Genomic DNA, 23,747 nt, shown 5'->3' on the forward strand with positions numbered 1-23,747 from the left:
ACACCTATTTTAAATAGTCTTTTAGTTTCTCTACATTTTCTTCTAAGTTATCATAAGGCAGCTTAGCATACTGGTAAGGACAGCTAGCAAGGTAACTCTGTTCAAAGAAGTCAAGCGGCAGGCTACTGTGTTTGAGAGCACTGACGGAAGAAAGTGACCTCAAGTCTAACAGAATGCCATCCTTGGTCAGATAGCTGGATAGTGGAAGCTGAGCTTGTTCTAGCAGTGTCTGCGCCTTTCTTGCTTCCTCTTCTTGAAGCTGCAGCAGCGCCAGCCTATTTTTTTCAAACATTAGACTGTCGATATAGAGCGATAGAGCCTTCTGCATGATGAGGTTGCTGTCATAGTCCACGGCGCTTTTGTAAGCGATAAAGGTCTTTTGAATCTGGGGCGGAAGGAGCAGGGCAGTAATCCTCAGGGCAGGGAAAAGGCTGGTAGAAAAGGACTTGATGTAGATGACCCGCTGGCTATTGTCTAGATAATGAAAGGTTAGCTCCCGCCGGCTATCAAAGTCTGATAGGTAGTCATCTTCTACGATATAGACATCATAGAGCTGTGCCAGTCGAAGAATCTCTTCCTTGTCCTGCCGACTGTAGGAGTGGCCCAAGGGATAGTGAAAACGCGGAATGGTGTAGAAGAACTTGATCTTTCCGCTTTGAAAAATCCTCTCAAGTTCTTGCAGATTAATACCTTGTGGAGTTCTTTCAATGGTTTCATAAGGAAGTTTTTGCGCTAGCAGAAGATCATTAATCCGATGGTAGGTCGGCTGCTCCACCAGAATATGCTCTTTTTGATTTGGGAAGTCAATCTGTGAAAGGATATAGAGGGCCTGCTGGGTGCCGGAAGTCAGTACCAGCTGATCTCTAGAAGCATAGACAGCAGAGTCCAGCATCAGTTTTTGCACAGAGCGACGCAGATCCTCCAGCCCTTCCTGCTGAGGGTAGTAGTTGAAGAGATAATTTTCCCGGCCGATCAGAGTTTCATTTACACAGAGGCGGAAATCCTCGTAGGCTTGGTGGCGGTCATCCCTCACAGGCAGCTCCAAATCCTGCTTTTCTTCCTGAGCATTCTCCAGCACATAGTAGCCACTTTTGGGAACGGCATAGATGTACTTCTGATACTTGAGCTCAATCAGAGCCTTCTGCGCAGTATCCTTGCTGCAGTAATAACGCTCTGCAAGCTTGCGGACAGAAGGGATTTTCTGACCAGTTGCCAGTTTTCCCTCTTTAATATCCTTAGTAATCTTATCAACGATGCGTTGGTATTTTGCTTTAACCATAAAACTGTCCCCATACAGATTTGATTTTTTCATATTGTAACTCATTTTTAGATATTTTACAATAGAGAGCAAGTAGGAGGAGTCATGAAAACAAAAACAGTTATTCTAGCCACAGATATTTCTGGCTTAGGTAAGGTTGCTGCAACAGCTGCCCTGCCGCTCTTTGCAATTTGCCAGCTAGAGGTTGCCCTCTTGCCAACCATGATTTTATCGTCCCATACAGGCGGTTTTTCCGACATCTATATAGATGATTACACGCATGGGATGCTTGCTATTTTGAAACAATGGCAGAGCCTGGAGTTCGACTTTTCAGCTCTGGTAACAGGATATTTGAAGTCTGACATACAGGTGGAAAATTTGCTGCGCTTTAAAGAAGAAAAAAGCTTGCCCCTTATCGTGGATCCTATCATGGGAGACAAGGGGACTTTTTATCAGGGATTTTCAGATGCCCATCTAGACCATATGCGTCGCCTCTGCCAACATGCCGATTTGGTTCTGCCCAATTTGACGGAAACCTGTTTGTTGTTGGAGGAATCCTACGAAGATAGCTTATCAGAAGATAGATGGGAGGACTTTAGCAAGCGTTTGGCTGAGTTAGGACCGAGCAAGGTCTTGTTGACTGGCTTGCCCATGAAAGAGAATCAGATTGGTGTGGCCTATTTTGATGTAGTAACAGAAGAGTTTAACCTCTTTTCTAGTCCAGCTCTGCCCCAGCAATTTTTTGGAACGGGTGATATATTGACGACACTTGTAGTTGCGGCTTTTGTTCAGGGGATTGACATCAAACAAGCCCTGCCGGTGATTTTGAAATTTATTGAAAAGAGCTTGGCCTTTAGCTTTAAAGAGCAAATAGATCCAAAGAAGGGCGTTGTTTACCAGCCCTATCTAGGAGAGCTTTTCGCTGATTTTCAAGCCTTAATGGAGGAAAAATATGAAGAAACAAACACTTGATTTGCAAACCTTAACCATGATTAGTTTATTTGCTGCTTTGATTTTTTTGAGCATTCAGTTTTTTAAAATTCCTGTGGGAGCTCAGTTTATTCACTTTGGAAATGCACTGGTGGTAGTGGGTTGTCTGATTTTTGGCAGTAAACTCGGTTTTTTAGCGGCTGCCATTGGACTGGGAATATTTGACTTGTTAAATGGTTATGCAGCGGAAATCCCAGTCATCTTGTTAGAAGCACTTGCGGTGGCCGTGGTGATTCATTTTCTGTATGAAGGACTCTTTCAGAGAAAGGATCGACTAAGAAATATTCTTGTGACAGCAGTAGTAGCTGCTTTGGTGAAGATTGTGCTTAATATCCTCAAGTACACTCTGACAGGAACACTGTTTGGCGGGAGTAGTTTACCAGCAGCCTTTTTGCTGGCAGTAGCTGAGATTACTGGTACATTTGGCTCCAGTCTAGCCACAGTCATCGCTGTCCCAATCTTATATCCAATCTTTAAGCAAGTCAGAAAAGCTCACAAGCACAGAAGGCCACTGAAAAGTAAGGATGAATCAATAATCAGCATAAACAAAGAAACCGTCTGAGAATTCTCAGACGGTTTTTGTGTTTCTCTCTTACATAAAGTAAACGATAGCAAGGTATTGAAGGGCAGAGGCCGCTAGGATGAAAAGGTGCCAAATCATATGGAAGTAGGGCTTCTTTTGAGCATAGAAGCCAGCTCCTACAGTATAGCAGAGGCCACCAGCCAGCATGAGTCCCCAGAAGACAGGTCCGGTTTGACCGATAATCTGCGGAATGATAAAGACTACCAGCCAGCCCATAATCAAATAGAGAGCTAAACTGAATTTTTCATTGACCTTCTTGGCGAAAATCTTGTAGAGGATACCAAAGATGGTCGTGCCCCACTGGATAGCAATGATGAGATAGCCAAACCAGTTATTCATCAGCGACAGCACGACTGGCGTGTAGCTGCCAGCGATGGCGATGTAAATCATAGAGTGGTCAATAATGCGCAAGATATATTTGTGGGTCGAGCCATAGGACATAGAATGGTAGACAGTTGAAGAGAGAAACATGAGAAAGAGGCTGATAACAAAGATAGAAGTTCCGATAGCAGCAACCAACCCGTGCCCTTCATAGCTATAAATGGCTGAGATAGGCAGCAGAATCAGCATCAGGACGGCCCCTACCGCATGGGTAACAGCATTGGCGATTTCCTCTCCGAAGGATAGTTTTTTACTGAGTTTAAGCGCGTAGTTCAAGATTTTCTTCCTCCTCACTTGGTACTTGGATTAGGGATAAGGTCTTTTGATAGAGTTTGACCGTCTGGCAGGCTGTGGAAATGATGGGTGCCACCTCCAGCTTGCTACCGTTCATATAGTCAACGAAGTTATCATAAAGTTCTCGCGAATCTGCTGATTTATGCAGCATATTTAAAGTAGCTGAAATTTCCTGGATAGAAAAGACCGTTTTTAAGGTTGTAATGGCAATCAAGCGAGCTACTTGGCGGCGTTGATATTTTTTCTTGACCGGCTTGGCAATATAGCCATGCTTGACGTAGTTGTTAATCATAGAAGCGGTCAGTCCCTTGTCAGCAGCTGAAATAGAAGAGCCACAGACATTGTTTACATAGAGCAGGACTTGGTCCAAATATAGGTCCAGTTCTGGTAATTCGTCCCACTTGGGAAAAACTTGTTGAGCGTTCAAATCTTTATCACTTTCTTATCTAGTCTTTATAACTAGATGATAACATCTCTGTAAATCAAAGTCAAGCAAAAAATAGAATGTCCCATTGAAATTTGATATAATTTTAAAAAGAAGAAAGGGAGGTTTCAGATGAAAAAACAAACAATCTTTGATATGGCAGCCTTCCTAGGCAGTCTAATTTTTTGGTCTTGGCTCTATATGCGCTTTTTTTATGCCTATGTAGCCGTCGTCTTTTACAAGAATCAGCCAGAGTGGAACCTGCTGATACCAGCTTCTATCATCCTAACATTGACAGCCATTAGCTCGCTTTTTATACGCGGCCTCTACAGTCGCCACATTCCTCGTTGGCTGGTGCTAGCCAGTTACACCCTCTATTTTCTCATTCTATTCTATGCCCTCTTTTTGAAAAATATCGGTAGGCAGGGCTTCAGTCTGGACCTTCAGTCTTTTGCCTATAATTGGATTTATGGAGATAAGCTAGTACCCACCATGAATATCATTATGTTCATTCCGCTGGGCTTTCTCTGCAAGCTGTCATGGAAACATGTGGCTTATTTTACCTTGGCTATCAGTCTGGTTGAGGGGAGCCAGTATCTCTTTCACCTTGGCATTTTTGACTTGGGTGATATCTTGACCAATCTGCTAGGCTTCATCATTGGTAGCTATCTACTAGAGACAGCCTTGGGTAAATGGGTTGTCCGCTATATTCACTAAATGAAAGAAGGAAACTATGAAAATTCTTATCCCAACTGCTAAAGAGTTGAATTTAACTGCGCCATCCGCAATCCCGAATCCACTTTCAGCACAAACTCAGGCTGTGTTGGATGAGTTAGCAACCATGTCAGTAGCTGACTTGGCATCATTTTATAAAATCTCCCCAGAAAGAGCAGAGGTAGAGTGGCAAGCCATTCAGGCTTTGCGAGAAGGAACTGCGCAGCATGCTCCAGCACTTTATCTTTTTGATGGCCTCATGTACCGCCATATCAAGAGGCAGGACTATACTAAGGAAGAAAGTCAGTATATCGAGAAGCATCTTGCCATCACATCAGTACTTTACGGTGTCATCCCAGTCCTGGAGCCCATAGCGCCCCATCGCTTGGACTTTATGATGCCACTCAAGCTAGATGGGAAGAGTCTCAAGGCATTTTGGAAAGAAGCTTATAACCAAGCTCTGGCAGAAGAGGAGGTGATTTTCTCCCTCCTGTCCAGCGAGTTTGAAACAGTCTTTTCCAAGGAAATTCGCCAGCGCATGATAGGCTTTAAGTTTCTGGAAGACCGAGGCGGCAAGCTAAAAGTCCATTCGACCATTTCTAAAAAAAGCGCGTGGTGAGTTTTTAACAACTCTAATAACTAACCAAGTAACAGAAGTCGAACAGATGAAAAAATTAAGCTTTGCAGGCTTTACTTACCGACCTGACCTGTCTAGTGAACAAGAGTTGGTTTATGTCAAGGAAGTGTAGAAGAGATATTTATATAAGAAAAAAGCATTCTTTTTATATGTAAAATGAAACAAAAAACTTTAAAAGTCTTAAATTTTATTTGTCTCTTTAAAAGTACTAAAATGGCGACTGTTTTGATGAATCTCATACTAAAACCCCTCGCAATTATTTGCGAGGAGTTAGTGTCTTATAAGTTTTCTTTTCTTTTTATAATCTTCTCTTTTTAGTTAAGGGCTGCTAAAAGAGCATCAGCCTGTGCTGAGAGTTCAGCAAGTTTGTCTTCTGCGACAGTCAGTTGTCCAGTTCCCCATGCTTCTGGGTTGATACCAACTCCTGTGAATGGTTCTACCACGTTCATACGGATGAAAGGCAGCAGGCTGCGGTAGTGTTTGAATACTTCATCTGGTGATGTGCCGTTAGCTACAGATGAAACAGTAACAACCTTAGCATTCAGAGCAGATGGGCCAGTTGGGTCTGACAGATCCAGAGCGCGTGAAGTCCAGTCCAAGAGGTTTTTCACTACTCCTGGAATAGCCCAGTTGTAGACAGGTGAGAAAATCCAGATGGCATCAGCGGCCAAAATTTCTTCACGAACCTTACCAGCCAAAGCTTTTTCAGCTTGCTCAGCCAATTGGTGATTGAAAGAACCTTGACGAAGCGAGCCGACGATGAATAATACTTTAGACATTGCATTGTCTCCTTTTTTATAAAATAAAGAGATATTTCTCTTGTTACAATATATGTTACAACATTAATTACTAGTTAGCAATTATTTAGCTCAATTTTTTGAAATTTTTTAAAATACGAATCAAATTTTGCTTATCGTCTTCTTCGAGAATGGACAGAGCTTGCTGGATATTTTTGATATGATCAGGCAGGGCGGCTTCAATTTTAGCTTTACCTTGTTTCGTCAGACCAATCAAAAAAGCTCGGCGGTCATTTGGGTCGCAGGTGCGGACAATCCAGCCGTCGCGTTCCATATTTTTGATGACGACAGTCATGTTGCCAGAAGTAGCCAGTATACGGTCAATCAGGTCCTGAATACGCAGCTCTCCTTTGCTGTATAGGGTTTCTAAGACGGAAAACTGAGTAGGAGTCAAATCATGCTTTTTAAAAATTTGGGCTTCAATGGCACGGATAGTTCTTTCTGCCTTATGAAAGACAATCATGGTTTTCAAATCAAGCAGAGTTTCTTTGCTTAAATCGTCTGTAATCTTCATAACAATATTTTACCAATAAATAGTATCATATGCAAGGATATTGCTTTAGAATTTTGAGAATATTCTCATCAAAAAAAGATAGAAAAATAGGAGTATTTGTAGTATAATGACGGAGTGAAATATAAAAATAGAAATAAAGCCAGTTTTCCAATTTGGCAGTACCTTATCGGTATTTTTATCGTTCTCAGTGTTCTTGTCTTTTCATTTTTTTCAGTTTTGCAAGTGTCCATGCAGCCGAGGCAGTCAGCTAAGGAAGCAAGCAGTCGCTTGGCCAAGGAATATGCAGATCTTGAAAAAGTGGATTCTTTTGCCATCTACAATGGGCAGGAATCTTACTACAGTCTGCTTGGCAAGACAAGTAAAGGTGTCGAAAAAGCTGTTTTGATTGCTAAAGATTCCAATGAGATTCGGGTCTATCGACTGGACCAAGGTGTCAGTCAGTCTAAAGCAGAGAGCATTGCCAAGGAAAATGGAGCAGGAACTATTGATAAGGTGACCATGGGCTATTTTAAAGAACAACCCATTTGGGAAGTCAAGTCGGGAGGCACCTACTACCTGATTGGTTTTGAAAGCGGACAGTTGGTCAGCAAGGAGGGACTATGAAATTATCAAATCGTGTCTTAAAAATGGAAGAAAGCGTGACTTTGGCAACAGCAGCGCGTGCTAAGGCTTTGAAAGCGCAGGGGCGGGATATTCTGTCTCTGACTCTGGGAGAGCCGGATTTTCCAACGCCTAAGAACATCCGAGATGCGGCTGTAGCAGCAATTGAGGATGGGCGTGCTAGCTTTTATACGGTGACCAGCGGTCTGCCAGAGCTAAAAGAAGCTGTAGTAGAGTATTTTGCCAACTATTACGGCTACACCATCCAGCCCAATCAAGTGACGGTGGCAACCGGAGCTAAATTCTCCCTCTACACCTTCTTTATGAGTGTGCTTGATCCGGGTGATGAAGCTATCATTCCGACGCCTTATTGGGTAAGCTATGGTGACCAGATTAAGATGGCCGAGGGGACTCCTGTTTTTGTCCAAGCCACTGAGGAAAACAATTTCAAGGTGACGGTGGAACAGCTAGAAGCTGCTCGTACTGATAAGACCAAGGTCTTGGTTTTGAACTCGCCGTCCAATCCGACGGGTATGATTTATACAGCGGATGAGCTAAGGGCGATTGGAAACTGGGCTGTGGAGCATGATATTCTGATTTTGGCAGATGACATCTATGGACGTCTGGTTTATAACGGTAATACATTTACACCAATTTCCAGTCTGTCTGAGGAGATTCGCAAGCAGACGGTGGTCATCAATGGTGTCTCTAAGAGCTACTCCATGACAGGCTGGCGGATTGGCTACGCAGTTGGTGAGCCAGAGATTATTGCGGCTATGAGTAAGATTGCTGGCCAGACGACCTCTAACCCGACAGCAGCGGCTCAATATGCAGCTATCGAAGCTCTGACTGGCAGTCAGGAGGCAGTTGAGACTATGCGTCAGGCCTTTGAAGAGCGTCTCAATACCATCTATCCTCTCTTGGCTCAAGTGCCAGGTTTTGAAGTGGTTAAGCCACAAGGGGCCTTCTATCTCTTTCCAAATGTCAAGAAAGCCATGGAAATGAAAGGTTATACAGATGTGACCGAATTTACGACAGCAATTTTAGAAGAAGTTGGTGTAGCTCTGGTGACGGGAGCAGGCTTCGGTGCGCCAGAAAATGTCCGTCTTAGCTATGCGACAGATCTGGAAACACTCAAAGAAGCCGTTCAGCGCCTGCAGCAATTTATGGAGAGTAAATAGAGCTCTCAATCTTACACTGCTTTCGAAGATTTATAAACAATAGATAAGGCCGAACTCGGAGTTCGTCCTTTTCAATTCCCCTCAACTGCATTGGCAAATAGTTTGACAAAATGGTAAAATAATATAGAACATCATAAAATCGCTTTCATATTTTCTGGTTGAATTGAGAAGGTTTTGTTCAGAAAATAAAAGCTGGGAGGAGTTGGAATTTAGCTGTCAGAGCTTGCAAACAGGAGTGAAAGGAGAAGGATATGAAACGTCATTTTATTTTCTTATTCATGATAGTCGGTTTGGTTTTATTGGCCGCTTGTTCTTTTGTTGATTCAGAGCAAGGGTGGACCACTATTTCCCAGTCTAATTCGGATGAACCAAGCTACAGCCTACAAGCAAAAGATAATCGCTATCGTATCCAATATTATGAGAATTCCTCGGCCCGTAAGGATTGGTACTTGAATAATTACCAGCCAGGTTTAAATTTAAAGATGCGAACTTTGAATAGTAAGCAATTAAAAAATACTGAGGGGGGATCTGCAAAGCAGGAACTTTCTGGGACGGGCTATGCGGATTTTACGATGGTTTATGAGACTCGCTATAATCCTCAGATTGAGCGAACCTATTTTAAGGTCCGTATTGTAGTTAATGATAAGGGAGATGTAGACACTAAGAAGAGCAGTATGACCTACTGGAAGACGGAAGAAGAGGTAAAGAATGATACGCCAATTGATTAAATAGCAGCTATAAATGCTAGATTAACTATGTATAAGTCACTTTCCGATAGGAATCACCAGACGACTTAAAAATTTGAGGAGTATTTAGTTGAAGACGATGGTGTTTCGGTGTATAATAAAAGAAGTCCATTTGGTCTAGCCCTGCATTCTATTGACTTGCAGTGTGTTCCTCATGGTCTTTTTACTTAAGTAATAATAGGGATGAAGATTATTTTGTACAAAAGGAGATAAAATGGGTTTTATCAGAAAGGAAATAGGGGAAAGAGAGAAAAAGCTTCTCGAGGATTTTTCGATTGCAGAAAAAGAACTAGCTCTGCCATTTTTACTAGAGGATGAGAAGAGAGGAATTTTTCTCTGCGTCAAGCAATTTCGTATCGGGGAAGGGAAATATCAAGTCTTAGCAATGATGCTCGGAGGGCACTTGCTTGAATTTCGCCTAGAAGAAGAGCGGGCCGATAGATATCCAGTTCGCAATGAGGAAGATCAAAGTGTAAAAGGTCTATCAACAGAAACAATCTCCCAGCTTGTGATTCCCAAGGTTTTAAAAGGACGAGAGGACAAGATCGTAACAGTGATTCAACATGCCCTGTCGCAAATTAACCCTTATTATGATACAAAGATAAGGGAAGTAAACCACGTGGAGTACAGATAAAGAGGAGATAGGATATGGGATTATTAGAAAAGTGTCTGGATTTTTTACCGACTAGGCGGGCTGTCAGTGACTTAGAAGAAGATATGACTTGGGAGGAAGAATTTACCCCTAAAAGAGTTCATCATAAAGCAGTCAGTAGTAACCCTCAGAAGGAGACTGAGGGAACAGCGTCTCTTCCCCAAGAAGGGAGTTGGAAGTTCGTGCACGAGATGATTTCTGAAGAAGGGATTGAGCTTTTAAAGAAGGCTGGGATTGATGACGATCTAGTTTTTGAGACGGGTGATTGGGTCGCAGATCATGATTTGGGAATTTATTTGGTCCTTTATCGCTTTGGTGGCAGAACCAACTGGAAGAAGACTTATAAGCTAATCTTGCAAGGACAGGTGATTGAATTTAAGACCAAGACCATTTTTCATCAGCAGGATTTTTCTTATGAAGATGGGGAATTCACTAAGGGAGTGATTGTCAAAAATGTCTCCGATATGCTCTTGCCTTTAGCTTTTGAAGGTCAACAGCAGCGCGTGCTCCATATCATTCAAGCAGCTCTGTCAGCAGCTAGCCCAAGCTATGATACGGTCATTTACAGGGCGAACTTTGATTTGGTTTAGGAGGGGAAGATGATATATATTACAAAAGAAGATGTTTTGATTTGGCTGGACAAACATGAGCCAGTGGCCAATCGTCAGAAGGACATTGCGGCTTTTCATAAAGAACTGTCGTTTCGTCTGCAAAGAATGGACTTTCGACCGTTTACGAGTTCCAAAGATCCTCAGAGAAATGTTTGTGAAGATCCTGACCAAGAGCTCACTGTAGCCTTTACTCAGGACGGGGAGGGGAATTATGCGACGATTGATCAGAGTCCAGGAGGTCAGATTCTCAGTGATCAGCGCTTTAAGATGGCTTTGAAAAAAGTCTTGAACTATGATGATGACATGGTTGATCGACTGCTATATGGAACGAAAAATTAGTCCTCTTATTCAGAGAGAGTTATCCGCCAGCCTTTAGGAGGCTGGTTTTTTAATTTTTCTGAGATTTAGCCTCTTCAAGGATAGCTATTGCAATCGCTTTATGGTAAAATATAGAACAGATGTCCAAAAGATTTGTCTTGAAATAAAGTGACATTTAGCAACCAATCTAGGAGGCAGATATGATTGATCATTTTGAGATAAAGGTCAGGAATCTACAAATTTCAAAAGACTTTTATACAAGTTTTCTTTCTCCTCTAGGCTACAAATTGGCTTTTAGAAGTAGTTCTCTACTCAGTTTTGTTGCTCCCAACAGCCCACATCCTGGTGGAGATTTTTGGTTGGGGGAGGGAGAGCAGTCTCCGATTCACTTTGCTTTTTTGGCAGAAAAGCATGAGCAGGTTCAAGCTTGTTATGAGGCTGGTTTAAAGGCAGGGGGAAAAGACAACGGTGCGCCAAATTATCGGGGGAACCTTTCATCATATTATGCGGCCTTTGTCTTGGATCCGGATGGTAATAATGTCGAGGCAGTCTGTCATAAAGAATAAAAAATAGAAAAGAGAAAAAACGTGTCAAAGAAAATCGTAACAATTATTGATGTGAAAAATTATGTTGGTCAAGAAGTGACCATCGGTGCTTGGGTAGCCAATAAGTCAGGTAAGGGTAAGATTGCTTTCTTGCAGTTGCGCGATGGCTCTGCCTTTTTCCAAGGGGTGGCCTTCAAGCCTAACTTCATTGAGAAATTTGGCGAAGAAGAAGGATTGGCGAAGTTTGATACGATTAAAAAGCTTAGCCAAGAAACTTCTGTCTATGTGACAGGGATTGTCAAGGAAGACGAGCGCTCAAAATTTGGCTATGAGCTGGACATTACAGACATCGAAATCATCGGCGAGTCAAATGACTATCCAATCACGCCCAAAGAACATGGCACGGACTTCCTCATGGATAACCGTCATTTGTGGCTGCGTTCTCGTAAGCAAGTGGCAATGATGCAAATCCGCAATGCCATCATCTACGCTACCTATGAATTCTTTGACAAGAATGGCTTTATGAAGTTTGACAGCCCAATCTTGTCAGGAAATGCAGCAGAAGACTCAACTGAGCTCTTTGAAACAGACTACTTCGGAACTCCAGCATACTTGAGTCAGTCAGGTCAGCTTTATCTGGAAGCAGGTGCTATGGCTCTTGGTCGTGTCTTTGACTTTGGCCCTGTATTCCGTGCAGAAAAATCAAAAACTCGTCGTCATTTGACGGAGTTCTGGATGATGGATGCAGAGTATTCATACTTGACGCATGATGAGTCACTTGACTTGCAAGAAGCTTATGTTAAAGCCTTGATTCAAGGTGTGCTTGACCGAGCTCCTCAAGCTTTGGAAACGCTGGAACGTGATGTAGAACTCTTGAAACGCTATATTGCAGAGCCGTTCAAGCGTGTTAGCTATGATGAAGCGATTGACCTCTTGCAAGCCCATGAAAATGATGAGGATGCTGACTATGAGCATCTGGAACATGGTGATGACTTTGGGTCGCCTCATGAAACATGGATTTCAAACCACTTTGGCGTACCAACCTTTGTCGTGAACTACCCAGCAGCCATCAAGGCTTTCTATATGAAGCCAGTTCCTGGAAATCCAGACCGTGTCCTCTGTGCAGACCTACTTGCACCAGAAGGCTACGGTGAAATCATCGGTGGTTCTATGCGTGAGGAAGACTACGATGCCCTCGTTGCTAAGATGAATGATCTTGGTATGGATACGACAGAATATGAATTCTACCTGGATCTTCGTAAGTATGGAACAGTTCCACATGGTGGCTTCGGTATCGGTATCGAGCGTATGGTAACCTTTGTAGCAGGGACTAAGCATATCCGTGAAGCCATTCCATTTCCACGTATGCTGCACCGTATTAAACCGTAAAACGAATCAAACGCCCATGGGGCGTTTTTTCAGCAATGAACTATGAAATAATCCAAATATAGAATTTTAGAGAAAGAAGAGGTAGGAGTCATGTAAACAGCAGATTAACAAGTGACAAAGGATAGAAATTAGAAAACACTTGTTAAAGGAGAAAATATGTTTAAAAGAAGTTATCAGAAAAATATCGGCCTTATGGCCGGAGTTGAATTTTTTGCCTTTCTAGGCATTACTAGTTTTTGGATTTTATTTCTAAGTCAAAATGGCATGTCCCTTTGGCAGATTGGGCTTTTGGAAAGTATTTTTCATGCGACCAGTGTCATCTGTGAAATTCCTTCTGGGATGTTGGCGGATCGCTTTTCCTACAAGACCAATCTGTATCTGAGCCGGATAGCCGGGATTGTGTCTTCTGTTCTCATGTTGGCCGGGCAGGGGAACTTTTGGGTTTATGCACTGGCTATGGTGATTAGTGCTTGGTCCTATAATTTTGATTCGGGGACAAGTGCAGCCATGGTCTATGACTCATCTGTGGAGGCTGGACTCAAGGAACGTTACTTATCCATCTCCAGTTTTATGTCTGGAGTGGCCGAGGCGACCCGGTCCTTGGGAACGGTCTGGGCTGGATTTTTTGTCCATGGACAATTGCATCTGACCTACTATATCATGATTGGCACCTCTATCGTCGTTCTTTTCTTGACCTGGATGCTGAAAGAGCCAAGTGTCAAAGCAGAGAAAGCGGAACGCCTGACCATGAAAAAGATTATCTGGGCTGTCAAAGAGGAGTTGCAGAGAAATCCCGGACTTTTTATCTGGATGGTTCTTTCCCAAATCATCGGAACACTGATGTGTATGTTTTATTTTTATTATCAAAATCAATTGCCTGATTTAAAAGATTGGCAGATTTCGGTAGTCATGCTGATTGGCAGTGCTTTGAATATTTTGGCGGTCTATCTGGCGAGTATGATTGGAAAGAAATATTCTGCCTTAAAACTCTTTTCTTCAGTAGTTCTTTTAACTGGAGCAAGCTACCTGCTGTCCTATTTTGGAACGCCAATCATCTATATTTTGATTTATCTAATCAGCAACGCCTTGTATGCTCTTTTCCAGCCAATTTTTGACAATGATTTGCAAAAGCAGCTGCCAAGTGAAGTACGGGCGACTATGCTCAGTGTCTATTCTATGATGTTCAGCCTGAGTATGATTGTCATTTTCCCTGTGACAGGCTGGTTGATTGATCACTTTGGCTTCGATTGGACTTTTATAGCTTTGGGCGGCTTTTTATTTGCTGTAACTCCATTTTTGCATATAGCTCTAAAGAAAATAAGCCAGAACTTACAAGAAGTCTAATATCAATGTTCTCTTTCTGATATTCAGAAGGAGAACATTTTTTAGCCTTTGAAAATTATGGTAAAATAAATACAGTTTAATGGAGAAGTAGGCGGTATGAAAGATTTATTGAAATATTTCAAGGGCTATATCAGAGAGTCTTTGCTGGGGCCCTTGTTCAAGCTCTTGGAGGCCAGTTTTGAACTCTTGGTTCCGGTTTTGATTGCGGGGATTGTGGACGAGACCATTCCTAGACACGACAGCTCCCATCTCTACTGGATGGTTTTTCTTTTGATGGGCTTGGCTGCTTTGGGTGTGGTGGTAGCAGTGGTGGCCCAGTATTATTCATCAAAGGCAGCTGTGGGCTTTACCCGCCAGATGACAGGTGATCTATACCAGAAGATTCTGCGTTTGCCCAAGGCTAGTCGGGATGAGTTGACGACTTCTAGTTTGGTGACTCGGCTGACGAGCGACACCTATCAGATCCAGACGGGCATCAATCAATTCCTTCGTCTCTTTCTGCGGGCGCCTATCATCGTTTTTGGCTCTATCATCATGGCCTTTACTATCAGCCCGGTCATTACCTTGTGGTTCTTGCTCATGGTGGCAATTTTAACGGCTATTATCGTTTTCATGTCTCGTCTGATGAATCCTCTCTACGCTAAGATTCGCCAATTGACAGATCAGCTGGTCAATTTGACTCGTGAGCAGCTGCAGGGCATGCGGGTTATACGAGCTTTCGGTCAGACCCAGCGCGAGGTTCAGACCTTTCGCAATCGCAATGAGCTCTATAAAACCTGGCAAATCAGGACGGGAGCTCTGGCTAGTCTGATTAGCCCCCTGACCTTTCTTACGGTCAATGGTACCTTGATTGCTGTGATTTGGCAGGGGAATACCTTTATCAGCAAGGGCTTGCTGACTCAGGGGATGCTAGTGGCTTTGGTCAATTATTTATTGCAGATTTTGGTGGAATTGCTCAAGCTGGCTATGCTGGTCAACTCGCTCAATCAAAGCTATATCAGTGCAGGTCGTATCAGTCAGGTCTTCGAGCAAGCAGAAGAAGATGTCCTGCAGGAATTAGTGCAGGAAACAGCTCTGCCAAATCAAGCCATTAAAGTCCAGCAGGTTAGTTTTTCTTATCCAAATGCAGCTAGTCCAGCCTTGACTGGTCTGACTTTTGATTTGAAAAGCGGTCAGACTTTGGGGGTTATTGGCGGGACAGGTTCAGGGAAGTCTACTCTGGTTCAGCTGCTAGCTCATCTTTATCCTGTGGCTGCTGGTCAGTTGACCATCTTTTCCCGAGGCCGCAGTCCTAAAAATCTGAGCGAATGGCGGTCTTGGATTAGTCTGGTGCCTCAGAAGGCGGAGCTTTTCCAAGGAACTGTTCGCTCCAATCTGACTTTGGGTATGTCAAGCAAGCCAACAGACGAAGACTTGTGGCAGGCTTTAGAGATTGCTCAGGCGGCAGACTTTGTCTCTCAGAAGGAAGGTGGCTTGGATGCGACTGTAGAGGCCTTTGGTCGGAATTTTTCTGGCGGTCAGCGTCAGCGTTTAACCATTGCCAGAGCTGTCTTGCGGAGGGCGCCTTTCTTGGTTTTAGATGATGCGACATCTGCTCTGGACTATCTGACAGAGGCTAGACTCCTGCAGGCTATTAAGAATGAATTGACTGAGACCAGTCTGGTCTTGATTTCTCAGCGGACCAATAGCTTGCGCTCAGCGGATCAAATTTTAGTCCTAGATAAGGGTGAACAGGTGGCTCTTGGTCGCCATGAGGAACTCTTAGTCAGCTCTGCCATTTACCAAGAAATCCAAAACTCACAGCATAGTCAAGGAGAGGAGGACAAGCATGAAGTATAAGACATCACCTAGCAGCTTGAGGCGTTTGACTCGAGACTTGCTGCAGGCGCGCTGGCTCTTTCTCCTAGCTAGTCTGGGAACGGTGGCTCAAGTGGCTCTGACTGTTCTTCTCCCAGTTTTAATCGGGAATGCGGTTGATAGCGTTCTTCTGCCTCAAGCGGATCAACATTTGATGCCGATTTTGGGCCAGATGTTGTTGGTCATCTTAGCCAATACGCTGATTCAGTGGCTCAATCCCTTGCTCTATAATCAGCTGGTCTATCGCTATAGCCAGCAGCTCCGACAAGGTGTCATCAAGAAAGTTCATTATCTACCTTTAGCTTATCTGGATCGGCAGGGAACCGGAGATTTGGTTAGTCGGGTGACGACGGACTTGGAGCAGCTCAGCAATGGCCTGCTTATGGTTTTTAATCAATTCTTTGTGGGTTTGCTAACCATCTTAGTCACTATTATTAGCATGGCCAGATTGGACTTTTTCCTCCTGCTTTTGGTTCTGCTTTTGACGCCCCTTTCTCTTTTTTTAGCTCGCTTTATTGCTAGAAAAAGTTTTAGCTTTTTCCAACGGCAGACGCAGGCGAGAGGGGCACAGACCCAGCTGATTGAGGAAAGTCTGACCCAGGAAAGTCTGATTCAGGCATTTAATGCTCAGGAGCAGTTTGATACAGCTTTTACTCGCAGTAATCAAACTTATGCAGATTATTCTCAGGCGGCTATTTTCTATTCTTCGACGGTTAATCCTTCGACTCGTTTTATCAATGCCCTGATTTATGCTTTGATTGTAGGCTTTGGGGCTGTCCGAATCATTCAGGGAACAGGCTTTACGGTTGGGCAGCTGGTGACCTTCCTCAACTACGTCAACCAGTACACCAAGCCTTTCAATGATATATCGTCAGTCATGTCGGAATTGCAGAGCGCATTAGCTTGTGCGGAGAGGATTTACAGCGTTTTGGACCAAGAAGAAATAGCAGAGTCTGGTCAGGAAATCCTCCAGTCTGAAGACGTCAAAGGACAGATTAGCTTTGAGCATGTGGCTTTTGGCTATGAGTCCGGCAAAGAGCTGATTCGGGATTTGAATATAAGGATTCCGGCAGCTAGCAAGGTCGCCATTGTCGGGCCAACTGGTGCTGGTAAGTCAACCCTGATCAATCTCCTCATGCGCTTTTACAATGTAGACAGTGGTCTTATTTCGCTAGACGATGTTCCCATCAGTCATTACACTAGATCCTCTTATCGTCAGCAGTTCGGTATGGTACTGCAGGAGACTTGGCTCAAGACGGCGACCATTCATGATAACATAGCTTTTGGCCGGCCAGACGCTAGCCGAGAAGAGGTCATTGCAGCTGCCAAGGCAGCCAATGCACATTTCTTTATCCAGCAGCTGCCTCAGGGCTATGACACCTATCTGGCAGATGCTGGGGACTCTCTGTCTCAAGGTCAGCGGCAGCTCTTGACTATTGCGCGCGTCTTCCTCGCTGTTCCTAAAATCCTAATCTTGGATGAGGCGACTTCCTCCATTGATACTCGGACAGAAGTCTTGATTCAGGAGGCTTTCAGCAAGCTCATGGTGGGACGAACTAGCTTTATCATCGCCCATCGCCTGTCCACTATTCAAAATGCTGACATCATCCTCGTTATGGTAGATGGTGATATCGTCGAACATGGGAATCATCAGGAGCTCATGGCAGCCAGAGGTGTTTATTACCAAATGCAGACGGCGCAGGAGTAGAAGGGGAATTTTATTAAAGTTCACAGATTGATGCTAAACAAAACTAAAAGAGTTGGAATTTCCAACTCTTTTTGCTTATAGTCCAAGTTTGCCTAACTTGTTTTCTGCTAAAAATCAGTTTATGAAATAGTTATATTTCCCATATTGCAGTTTAGATCAAAGATAGGAGACTCACAATTGGTATTTTTTTGCTTATGAGAGGTATTCGTATAGCTAAGACCATTTACAGTGATAAGGCCACTATTGACTTTCAGTTTGTAAGAGGAGGATATCTGATATCCCGAAAAAATTATATTTCCCATATCACATGTGAAATTAGCGTTCTGTTGAATAGTACCTTGAAGCGATGTATTCCCCATGCCACAAGCTAAGTTACAAGTATTACATTCCAAATTGTTAATAAAAACACTCCCTCTAGCTGTATATAGATTAATATCATCAGCTTTGAGCCATTGAAATGCTGCTGTGCTATCTTCAACTTTAACGTTGTAAGTTTCAACCTTGTTGAAAGGAATCGAAATAGTGATTTTGGGAATCATCCAGAAACAGATTGTTTTAAATGCATTCATTTCTTTCAGGATAAATTCGGAATCATTGATTATAATTTTATAATCCTCCGGGAGCAATTTTTAAAGGATAGTTTGAATTCTTTTCCTTTTTTTACTTCAAAGTCAGTTCGGCTTACATCAATTTCAATTCTTTTCATGTTTTATATTCTTTGTTTGTAAATAAATATCCCGTTTTGCAAATAATAAGGAAAGGAGAAGTAGGGCGAATAGATAAGGAATCCATATTTTATAGATAGATAGGTAGGCTTCGGATATTTCCTGAGGAGTATGGACCGTTAGAATTTTAATATTATTTGTAAGTATAGAGATAAATACGGAAACTCCTATAACTGATCCAATTTGCCTTACAACACTAATGACGCTTTGAGAAGCCGTTAACAATTCTCCATCTAATGTAGAAGCTGCTAAAACATTAATAGGCCCTGCAATAATACCAAAGCCAATCCCCAAAACTAATGTTGAAAAACTCATGGTTAGTGTATTGTTAGGATCTAATGTTATCAATAATATGTAAGAAATTAGAATTGCTAGCAGACCAGTAAATACCAATAAGCGAGGACCAAGTTTATTAATTGCTAGGCTTCCCAAGCCTCCAAAAATGAAAACAGTTAATGACATAGGGAGTAGTATTAGAGCAGCATCTAATTCGCTCTTCCCTTGAACAGTAGTAAAGAAGGTTGGTAGAATAACAATAACGCCAATGTAGAAAAATTGAGCAATAAATGCGACTAATGAGGCAGATGAAAATTCTTTGATCCTGAATAAATTCAGATTAATCATTGGAGAGGAATTTTGTTTTTCTATAATAATAAATAGAAAACCTGTGATGATAGAAATACTAAAGCAGGTGATGCTCTTCCAGTCATTGAAACCCCAATCTCTTACTTTAATTAACCCGAGAGTCAATAAGCAAAGTGATATCATAGAAATCAAACTACCATACCAATCAATTCTGGTTGAAACTGTAGTATCTTTTTTAAAGTCAAAAGATTTTATCAATAATAGAAGAGCAATTATAACAATGGGAATATTGATAAAGAATATCCAATGCCAAGATAAGCTATCGGTAATAATACCTCCAAGTGTAGGACCAATTGCAGCTGCTCCTCCTTGAGTGAGTCCTAAAGCGGCAACGATTTTAAATCTATCTTCAACTTTCCAAGAAGAAATTCCTAGTATATTTCCTACTGGTAATAAGATTGATGCTCCTAGACTAGCAATAACTCTACCTAAAATAAGCTGATAAAATTCCATTGCCAATCCAGAAATTAAACTTCCGATACCAAAGAGTACTAATCCAATAATAAGAATTTTCCCTTTCCCGTAAATATCTGCTAATTTACTCAATGGGATAGTACATGTAGCAAAAATAATGGTATAAATGTTTAAAGCCCAAGATAAACTGTCAAGTCCAACATTTAGTCCTTTCTGTATAGCAGGCAACGTAATGTTCATGATAGTTGTGTCAAGCATGACTAAGAAAATAGCCAAACACATTGCAATAGTTATTATAGTTTTTTTATTCATTGCAATTCTCCTTTTCTAAACATGAGTTATAACTCATGTTTAATTGTACTCTTTTTTAGTTTTCTGTCAAGGGAAAAATGAGTATTTGCTCATTTTTTAAAAATAAAATAGCATGTTATTGCTATTCATGGCATTTAAAAGAATTTTTACTGGAAGTGTGATATCATAAGAGAAAGATTGCTTAGAAGGGATGAAAGTATTGTCGAAGAAACTAGTTCGAAAACCTGTTCAAAAAAGAAGTTTAGATAAATTAAACACGATTTTAGTTGTTTCGAAAGAATTATTTGCAAAAAAGAATTATTTTAATGTTACCACAAATGAAATTGCAAAAGAAGCTGGGATTTCAATAGGGACACTATATTCTTATTTTTCAAATAAAGAAGAGATTTTATCTTTAATATTAAAAGACTACAATGAATCATTTATTGTAATCTTTAACCAACTGAATACTAGTGAAAATTTGGAGTTATTCAGTAGTGATTACAAAGGCTGGATTGAAAAATTAATTGATAATTTAATTAGTTTAGAAGATAAAGAGTTTCACGCGCAAATTGAGATGCTTTCTTATTCCATTCCTGAGGTTAAGGGAATACAGGATCAGCACAATGATAAAATGAAAGAATTCACTTATCAATGTTTAAAACATTACGTAGGTAATAAAGAAATAACAAATCTAAAATCTATTTCTAATGTCCTATTTAATTTTATCACCTCTATTGTAGATGAAATTTTGTATTCCTCGCATTCAGACGAAGAGATAACTGTTTTAAGGAAGACCTCGTTAGATTGCATAGCTCTAATCTTAGAAAACTTACTTTATAGTTAAAATGATAAAAGAGGCTGGGACAAAAGTCTAACCTTAAATATAAAAAGCGAACAAAACGGAGTTATCTGACACTCAGAAGTCTGTCTTGTTCACTTTTTTGTCTAATCTATCGATTTTAAAAATTTATAATAAAGAATTCCTAAAATCAAAATCTTTTTGTCCCAGCCTCGTTCAGTCTTATTTGTCAAGAAAAAATCAGAAGTATTCATCGATGAGGTAAAAAGGTGAAATTCCAACTTACAAAATTGTAAGAAAAATGAGAGAAATGTAAGCTAAAGAAATGGAAAAAAGAACCTCTTTCTTGTATCCTAGGAAAGGAAAAAGGAGGATCCTATGAAAAAAATAATTGACAATAGCAGTTTGAAACTGCTTGCTATGCTTGCCATGCTGATTGACCATATCGCCTGGGTATCTTTTCCACTGGCTACCAATATGAATATTCTCTCTCCTAACTGGCCGGCCAATAGTATGCACATAATAGGCCGCCTGGCTTTTCCAGTCTTTGCCTTTTGTATCGCGGAAGGATATCGGCACAGTCATGATGTGCGCAAGTATATGAGACGATTGGGGCTGCTGGCTCTTATCAGTATCATCCCTTTCTCTCTGATGGGCTGGGTTACTGGTCTTGGCTTTATCATGCAAAATACGGTTGTTACTCTCTTTTTGGGGCTCTGTGCTCTTTATTACAGTGATCAGCAAACAGCAACCTGGAGAAAAGTTCTAATTATTCTACTCTGTTTTACTCTGTCCATTATCGCTGACGGCGGACTGACGGGAGGTGTTTTTGGTATCTATGCCTTTGCAAAGATTAAAGACCCAATCTTCCGAAAAATTGGCGGTGTCTTGGTACTGAACAGTGTGCAAATCCTAATTTTGGCCTTCAATTTCTCCTATGATGGTCTGGCTGATCTGGCTGCCACCTGTCTTCTGTTTCTCCTCGTGACCTCTTTCTACAACGGTCAAAAAGGGGCCAATATTGGAAAAGTATTTTACTGGTTTTACCCCCTTCATTTGCTCGCCCTGTCTCTGTTTCGAATTGCCTTTCTCTTATTTCTAATGTAGTTAATGAATGTGTTAAAAGTTGCAGTAGAAATACCTGTTAAGTTAATTTTTCTTTTGGTAAGTCTCAATAATAGAGTAAAAGAGTCTGGGACAATAGTCTCTTTGCTACAAAAAAGAGTTTGAGACAAAAAAATTTCAATTTTTAAAAATTTTAATTATTAAGCCCTTCTAATCTATAATTAAATGCGAAAAGCGAACAAAGCAGAATTCTGATTACCAGAAAACTAGTTTTGTTTGCTTTTTATATTTGAGGTCGGACTTTTGTCCCAGCCTCTTTTGCTTATAGTTCAACTTCTTCCAATCCCTCCTCCGTAAGTCGATAAATCTTCTGGCAGACTTCTTTGAGAAAGATCCGATCGTGGGAGACAGTGATAATGGCGCCAGGATAGGTTGCCAAAAGCTGGCGAACCTGAGGCTGAGAGGTGGGAGAGAAGTTGCGGGTTGGCTCGTCTAGAAGGAGGACATTGGGGCGGTCTAGGACAAGTTTGAGCAGGAGGAGCTTGGCTTTTTGACCGCCGGAAAGTTGTCCAATCGGGTGGTGGGCCTCGTCGCGCGTGAACTGGAGACTGGCTAGATGCGTCAGGATTTTTTCCTCCTGGGACTTATCGCCAGAGGGAGCCAGAAAGTCCAAAGGGCTGCTCTCATCAGCCAGCAAGTCGCCATAATGCTGGGGCATGTAGCCTACTCGCATATCTGTCCGCTCACGCAGAATCTTCCATATTTCCTTAAGCAGAGTAGATTTGCCTGCACCATTAGCACCAATCAGTCCGATTTTTTCCTGGCCGCAGACCTCCAGAGTCAGGTTCTCCGCCAGTTGTCGTTCGTTTGTTTCCAGTTTCATTCCTTCTAATTTTAGGATTCTTTTGGTCAATGGCAGAGCTTCTATGTCTGAGAAGTGAAGGCTGATGACATCTTCCTGTGTCGGGATTTCGGTCATTTCAGCGCCAGCCTTTTCAAATCGTTTGCCCTGTGAGAGAACGTTTTTCATCTTCTTAGCCACCAGTCGACCTGCAGTAGCATCATGGGTGTTTCGTAAAGTATGCTCCACACTCTGCTTAACCCGTAGGTGTTTTTCCATGGTCTTGGCGTGTTCTTCTCGCTCTTTCCGTGCCAATTGACCTTGTTTTTCAAAAGCCTCCTGACGTTGGTGGCGGTAATTTTCATAGCCCAGACTCTTGACGCTGGTTCTGGCCTCCTGTTTCTTTTTGATTCGCTCCAGATGAACAATCTTGGTCGCAGCTTGAGCAAGAAAGTGCTCGTCGTGAGAGACGAAAAGGACCGTTCTCTGGCTGTGGCTGATAAAGTTTTCCAGCCAAGTCAGAGTTTCGAGATCAAGATCATTAGAGGGCTCGTCAAGAAAGAAAATGTCCCAATCACTGGCTAGTTTCTTGATGAGCTGAACCTTTAGTTTTTCTCCTCCAGATAGGCTGGCGAGCTGCTGCTGACTGGCAAAACGCTGGCTGTCAAAGTTGAGCTCCCCAGCATAGCGATAGAGCTTGGCATAGTCCAGCTCGGTCTCAAAATCAGCAAAGAAATAATCATTGAGCGTCAGTTGGGCATCTTCTGAAGGCAACTGCTGGGGCAGGTAGACAGCAGCAGTATAGGACTTATCAATCTGTCCACTGTAGCTGACATAGGAGCTGACCAGTCGCTCGTCTAGCAAGAGCTTGAGCAGGGTGGACTTGCCATTGCCCTCCTCACCGATAATGCCGACCTTGTCTCCTTGATTGACAGTCAGTGACAAATCTTTGACTAACTCTTTCAGGTCTTTTAGGTGGGTGATCGTTAGATTTCTTATTTGAAGCATAGATGTCTCCTTCGTTTTATAACACAAAATACAGCCCTGCTTTATTTAGCAGAGCTGTTTTTAGTTGCACAAAGCAGACACAGGAGTGTCAAAGTGGGATTATTCGTCTATAGGCTTCCAGCTTACACTGTCATAGGAGCGACAGGATTAATCTAAAGATAAGCAAATAGAAGCTAGAAAGCACAAAAAATGAACATCCCGCGGATATGCAGAAACATGACAAAATCTACTAAATAAAGTTTCCTTTAAAAAATAGACTTAATTTTTCATGTCTCCGTGTACCTCCGAAATAGTTATGTCTTAAGTCTAGCAAAAGATAGCAGATTCGTCAAGCGCTTTCAAATAAATAAAAATTTTTTAAAAGATTTTGGAGCTAATTTTTATAAACTCTCTAAGAATATTGATTTCAAGGC

The 23,747-nt window shown here is 41.9% G+C and carries 24 protein-coding genes and 1 pseudogene; 17 read left to right on the forward strand and 8 right to left on the reverse strand.

What is annotated here, in order from left to right; translation table 11 throughout:
* Positions 1–4 precede the first annotated feature (4 nt).
* Positions 5–1,324 carry an aminotransferase-like domain-containing protein gene (locus HMPREF9378_RS08900; protein ID WP_002913452.1) on the reverse strand — a complete coding sequence of 440 codons (1,320 nt, stop codon included), beginning with the start codon at positions 1,322–1,324 and terminating at the stop codon, positions 5–7.
* A gap of 39 nt (positions 1,325–1,363) precedes the next feature.
* On the opposite strand from HMPREF9378_RS08900, the gene HMPREF9378_RS08895 reads away from it, so the two are divergent.
* Both HMPREF9378_RS08895 and HMPREF9378_RS08890 read left to right on the forward strand, forming a co-directional pair.
* Positions 1,364–2,230: a pyridoxamine kinase gene (locus HMPREF9378_RS08895; RefSeq protein ID WP_002913454.1), complete on the forward strand. Its 867-nt coding sequence runs from the start codon at positions 1,364–1,366 to the stop codon at positions 2,228–2,230.
* Positions 2,211–2,810 (forward strand): ECF transporter S component, encoded by a 600-nt coding sequence (locus HMPREF9378_RS08890; protein ID WP_002913456.1) that lies wholly within the window; start codon positions 2,211–2,213, stop codon positions 2,808–2,810. The genes HMPREF9378_RS08895 and HMPREF9378_RS08890 overlap by 20 nt, the downstream gene beginning before the upstream one ends.
* A gap of 30 nt (positions 2,811–2,840) precedes the next feature.
* Here the strand turns inward: HMPREF9378_RS08890 and trhA are convergent, their stop codons facing one another.
* Both trhA and HMPREF9378_RS08880 read right to left on the reverse strand, forming a co-directional pair.
* The gene (gene trhA / locus HMPREF9378_RS08885; RefSeq protein WP_002913457.1) at positions 2,841–3,488 is read right to left on the reverse strand and encodes a PAQR family membrane homeostasis protein TrhA; all 648 of its coding nucleotides are present in this window, start codon (positions 3,486–3,488) and stop codon (positions 2,841–2,843) included.
* Positions 3,472–3,933: a DUF1836 domain-containing protein gene (locus HMPREF9378_RS08880; protein ID WP_002913458.1), complete on the reverse strand. Its 462-nt coding sequence runs from the start codon at positions 3,931–3,933 to the stop codon at positions 3,472–3,474. The genes trhA and HMPREF9378_RS08880 overlap by 17 nt, the downstream gene beginning before the upstream one ends.
* Before the next feature lie 129 nt (positions 3,934–4,062).
* On the opposite strand from HMPREF9378_RS08880, the gene HMPREF9378_RS08875 reads away from it, so the two are divergent.
* Together HMPREF9378_RS08875 and yaaA are read left to right on the forward strand one after the other, a co-directional pair.
* The gene (locus tag HMPREF9378_RS08875) at positions 4,063–4,647 is read left to right on the forward strand and encodes a VanZ family protein (protein ID WP_002913459.1); all 585 of its coding nucleotides are present in this window, start codon (positions 4,063–4,065) and stop codon (positions 4,645–4,647) included.
* A 16-nt stretch (positions 4,648–4,663) separates the two neighbouring features.
* Positions 4,664–5,393: pseudogene (gene yaaA / locus HMPREF9378_RS08870) on the forward strand (peroxide stress protein YaaA).
* Positions 5,394–5,595: 202 nt separating this feature from the next.
* Here yaaA and HMPREF9378_RS08865 read toward each other — a convergent pair.
* Together HMPREF9378_RS08865 and HMPREF9378_RS08860 are read right to left on the reverse strand one after the other, a co-directional pair.
* Complete coding sequence (locus tag HMPREF9378_RS08865) at positions 5,596–6,060, reverse strand: NADPH-dependent FMN reductase (RefSeq protein ID WP_002913462.1); 465 nt, start codon at positions 6,058–6,060, stop codon at positions 5,596–5,598.
* 85 nt (positions 6,061–6,145) lie between these two features.
* The gene (locus HMPREF9378_RS08860; protein WP_002913464.1) at positions 6,146–6,592 is read right to left on the reverse strand and encodes a MarR family winged helix-turn-helix transcriptional regulator; all 447 of its coding nucleotides are present in this window, start codon (positions 6,590–6,592) and stop codon (positions 6,146–6,148) included.
* A 114-nt stretch (positions 6,593–6,706) separates the two neighbouring features.
* Here HMPREF9378_RS08860 and HMPREF9378_RS08855 point away from each other — a divergent pair, with 114 nt between their 5' ends.
* From HMPREF9378_RS08855 to HMPREF9378_RS08805, 11 genes are all read left to right on the forward strand, one after another.
* A complete protein-coding gene (locus HMPREF9378_RS08855; protein WP_002913465.1) occupies positions 6,707–7,195 on the forward strand; it encodes a cell wall elongation regulator TseB-like domain-containing protein in 489 nt (162 codons plus the stop codon).
* Complete coding sequence (locus tag HMPREF9378_RS08850) at positions 7,192–8,373, forward strand: pyridoxal phosphate-dependent aminotransferase (RefSeq protein ID WP_002913466.1); 1,182 nt, start codon at positions 7,192–7,194, stop codon at positions 8,371–8,373. The genes HMPREF9378_RS08855 and HMPREF9378_RS08850 overlap by 4 nt, the downstream gene beginning before the upstream one ends.
* Before the next feature lie 251 nt (positions 8,374–8,624).
* A complete protein-coding gene (locus HMPREF9378_RS08845; RefSeq protein ID WP_002913467.1) occupies positions 8,625–9,101 on the forward strand; it encodes a hypothetical protein in 477 nt (158 codons plus the stop codon).
* Between the two features lie 232 nt (positions 9,102–9,333).
* Entirely contained in the window at positions 9,334–9,753 is a 420-nt protein-coding gene (locus HMPREF9378_RS08840; protein ID WP_002913468.1) for a hypothetical protein, read from the forward strand.
* A gap of 14 nt (positions 9,754–9,767) precedes the next feature.
* Complete coding sequence (locus HMPREF9378_RS08835; protein WP_002913469.1) at positions 9,768–10,361, forward strand: hypothetical protein; 594 nt, start codon at positions 9,768–9,770, stop codon at positions 10,359–10,361.
* A gap of 9 nt (positions 10,362–10,370) precedes the next feature.
* Positions 10,371–10,721, forward strand: coding sequence for a hypothetical protein (locus tag HMPREF9378_RS08830; protein ID WP_002913470.1), 351 nt, complete (start codon positions 10,371–10,373; stop codon positions 10,719–10,721).
* A 179-nt stretch (positions 10,722–10,900) separates the two neighbouring features.
* Positions 10,901–11,266, forward strand: coding sequence for a VOC family protein (locus tag HMPREF9378_RS08825; protein ID WP_002913471.1), 366 nt, complete (start codon positions 10,901–10,903; stop codon positions 11,264–11,266).
* Positions 11,267–11,287: 21 nt separating this feature from the next.
* Positions 11,288–12,634 (forward strand): asparagine--tRNA ligase, encoded by a 1,347-nt coding sequence (asnS, locus tag HMPREF9378_RS08820; protein WP_002913472.1) that lies wholly within the window; start codon positions 11,288–11,290, stop codon positions 12,632–12,634.
* 156 nt (positions 12,635–12,790) lie between these two features.
* Positions 12,791–13,978, forward strand: a complete 1,188-nt coding sequence (locus HMPREF9378_RS08815) for an MFS transporter (protein ID WP_002913473.1) — start codon at positions 12,791–12,793, stop codon at positions 13,976–13,978.
* A 96-nt stretch (positions 13,979–14,074) separates the two neighbouring features.
* Positions 14,075–15,817 carry an ABC transporter ATP-binding protein gene (locus HMPREF9378_RS08810; protein WP_002913474.1) on the forward strand — a complete coding sequence of 581 codons (1,743 nt, stop codon included), beginning with the start codon at positions 14,075–14,077 and terminating at the stop codon, positions 15,815–15,817.
* A complete protein-coding gene (locus HMPREF9378_RS08805) occupies positions 15,807–17,543 on the forward strand; it encodes an ABC transporter ATP-binding protein (protein ID WP_002913475.1) in 1,737 nt (578 codons plus the stop codon). The genes HMPREF9378_RS08810 and HMPREF9378_RS08805 overlap by 11 nt, the downstream gene beginning before the upstream one ends.
* Positions 17,544–17,662: 119 nt before the next feature.
* Here the strand turns inward: HMPREF9378_RS08805 and HMPREF9378_RS08800 are convergent, their stop codons facing one another.
* Together HMPREF9378_RS08800 and HMPREF9378_RS08795 are read right to left on the reverse strand one after the other, a co-directional pair.
* On the reverse strand, positions 17,663–18,112 hold the full coding sequence (locus HMPREF9378_RS08800) for a DUF4097 family beta strand repeat-containing protein (protein WP_223310222.1): 450 nt from the start codon (positions 18,110–18,112) through the stop codon (positions 17,663–17,665).
* A 123-nt stretch (positions 18,113–18,235) separates the two neighbouring features.
* On the reverse strand, positions 18,236–19,639 hold the full coding sequence (locus HMPREF9378_RS08795) for an MFS transporter (protein WP_002900151.1): 1,404 nt from the start codon (positions 19,637–19,639) through the stop codon (positions 18,236–18,238).
* A 190-nt stretch (positions 19,640–19,829) separates the two neighbouring features.
* Between HMPREF9378_RS08795 and HMPREF9378_RS08790 the strand changes: the two genes are divergently transcribed.
* Both HMPREF9378_RS08790 and HMPREF9378_RS08785 read left to right on the forward strand, forming a co-directional pair.
* Positions 19,830–20,465 carry a TetR/AcrR family transcriptional regulator gene (locus tag HMPREF9378_RS08790; protein ID WP_002900152.1) on the forward strand — a complete coding sequence of 212 codons (636 nt, stop codon included), beginning with the start codon at positions 19,830–19,832 and terminating at the stop codon, positions 20,463–20,465.
* Between the two features lie 333 nt (positions 20,466–20,798).
* Positions 20,799–21,527 carry a TraX family protein gene (locus HMPREF9378_RS08785; RefSeq protein ID WP_002900153.1) on the forward strand — a complete coding sequence of 243 codons (729 nt, stop codon included), beginning with the start codon at positions 20,799–20,801 and terminating at the stop codon, positions 21,525–21,527.
* A gap of 280 nt (positions 21,528–21,807) precedes the next feature.
* Here HMPREF9378_RS08785 and HMPREF9378_RS08780 read toward each other — a convergent pair whose 3' ends face one another.
* Positions 21,808–23,334, reverse strand: a complete 1,527-nt coding sequence (locus HMPREF9378_RS08780; RefSeq protein ID WP_002900154.1) for an ATP-binding cassette domain-containing protein — start codon at positions 23,332–23,334, stop codon at positions 21,808–21,810.
* Between the last annotated feature and the right edge of the window lie 413 nt (positions 23,335–23,747).

Source organism: Streptococcus sanguinis SK1 = NCTC 7863 (assembly GCF_000194945.1).
GTDB lineage: Bacteria > Bacillota > Bacilli > Lactobacillales > Streptococcaceae > Streptococcus > Streptococcus sanguinis.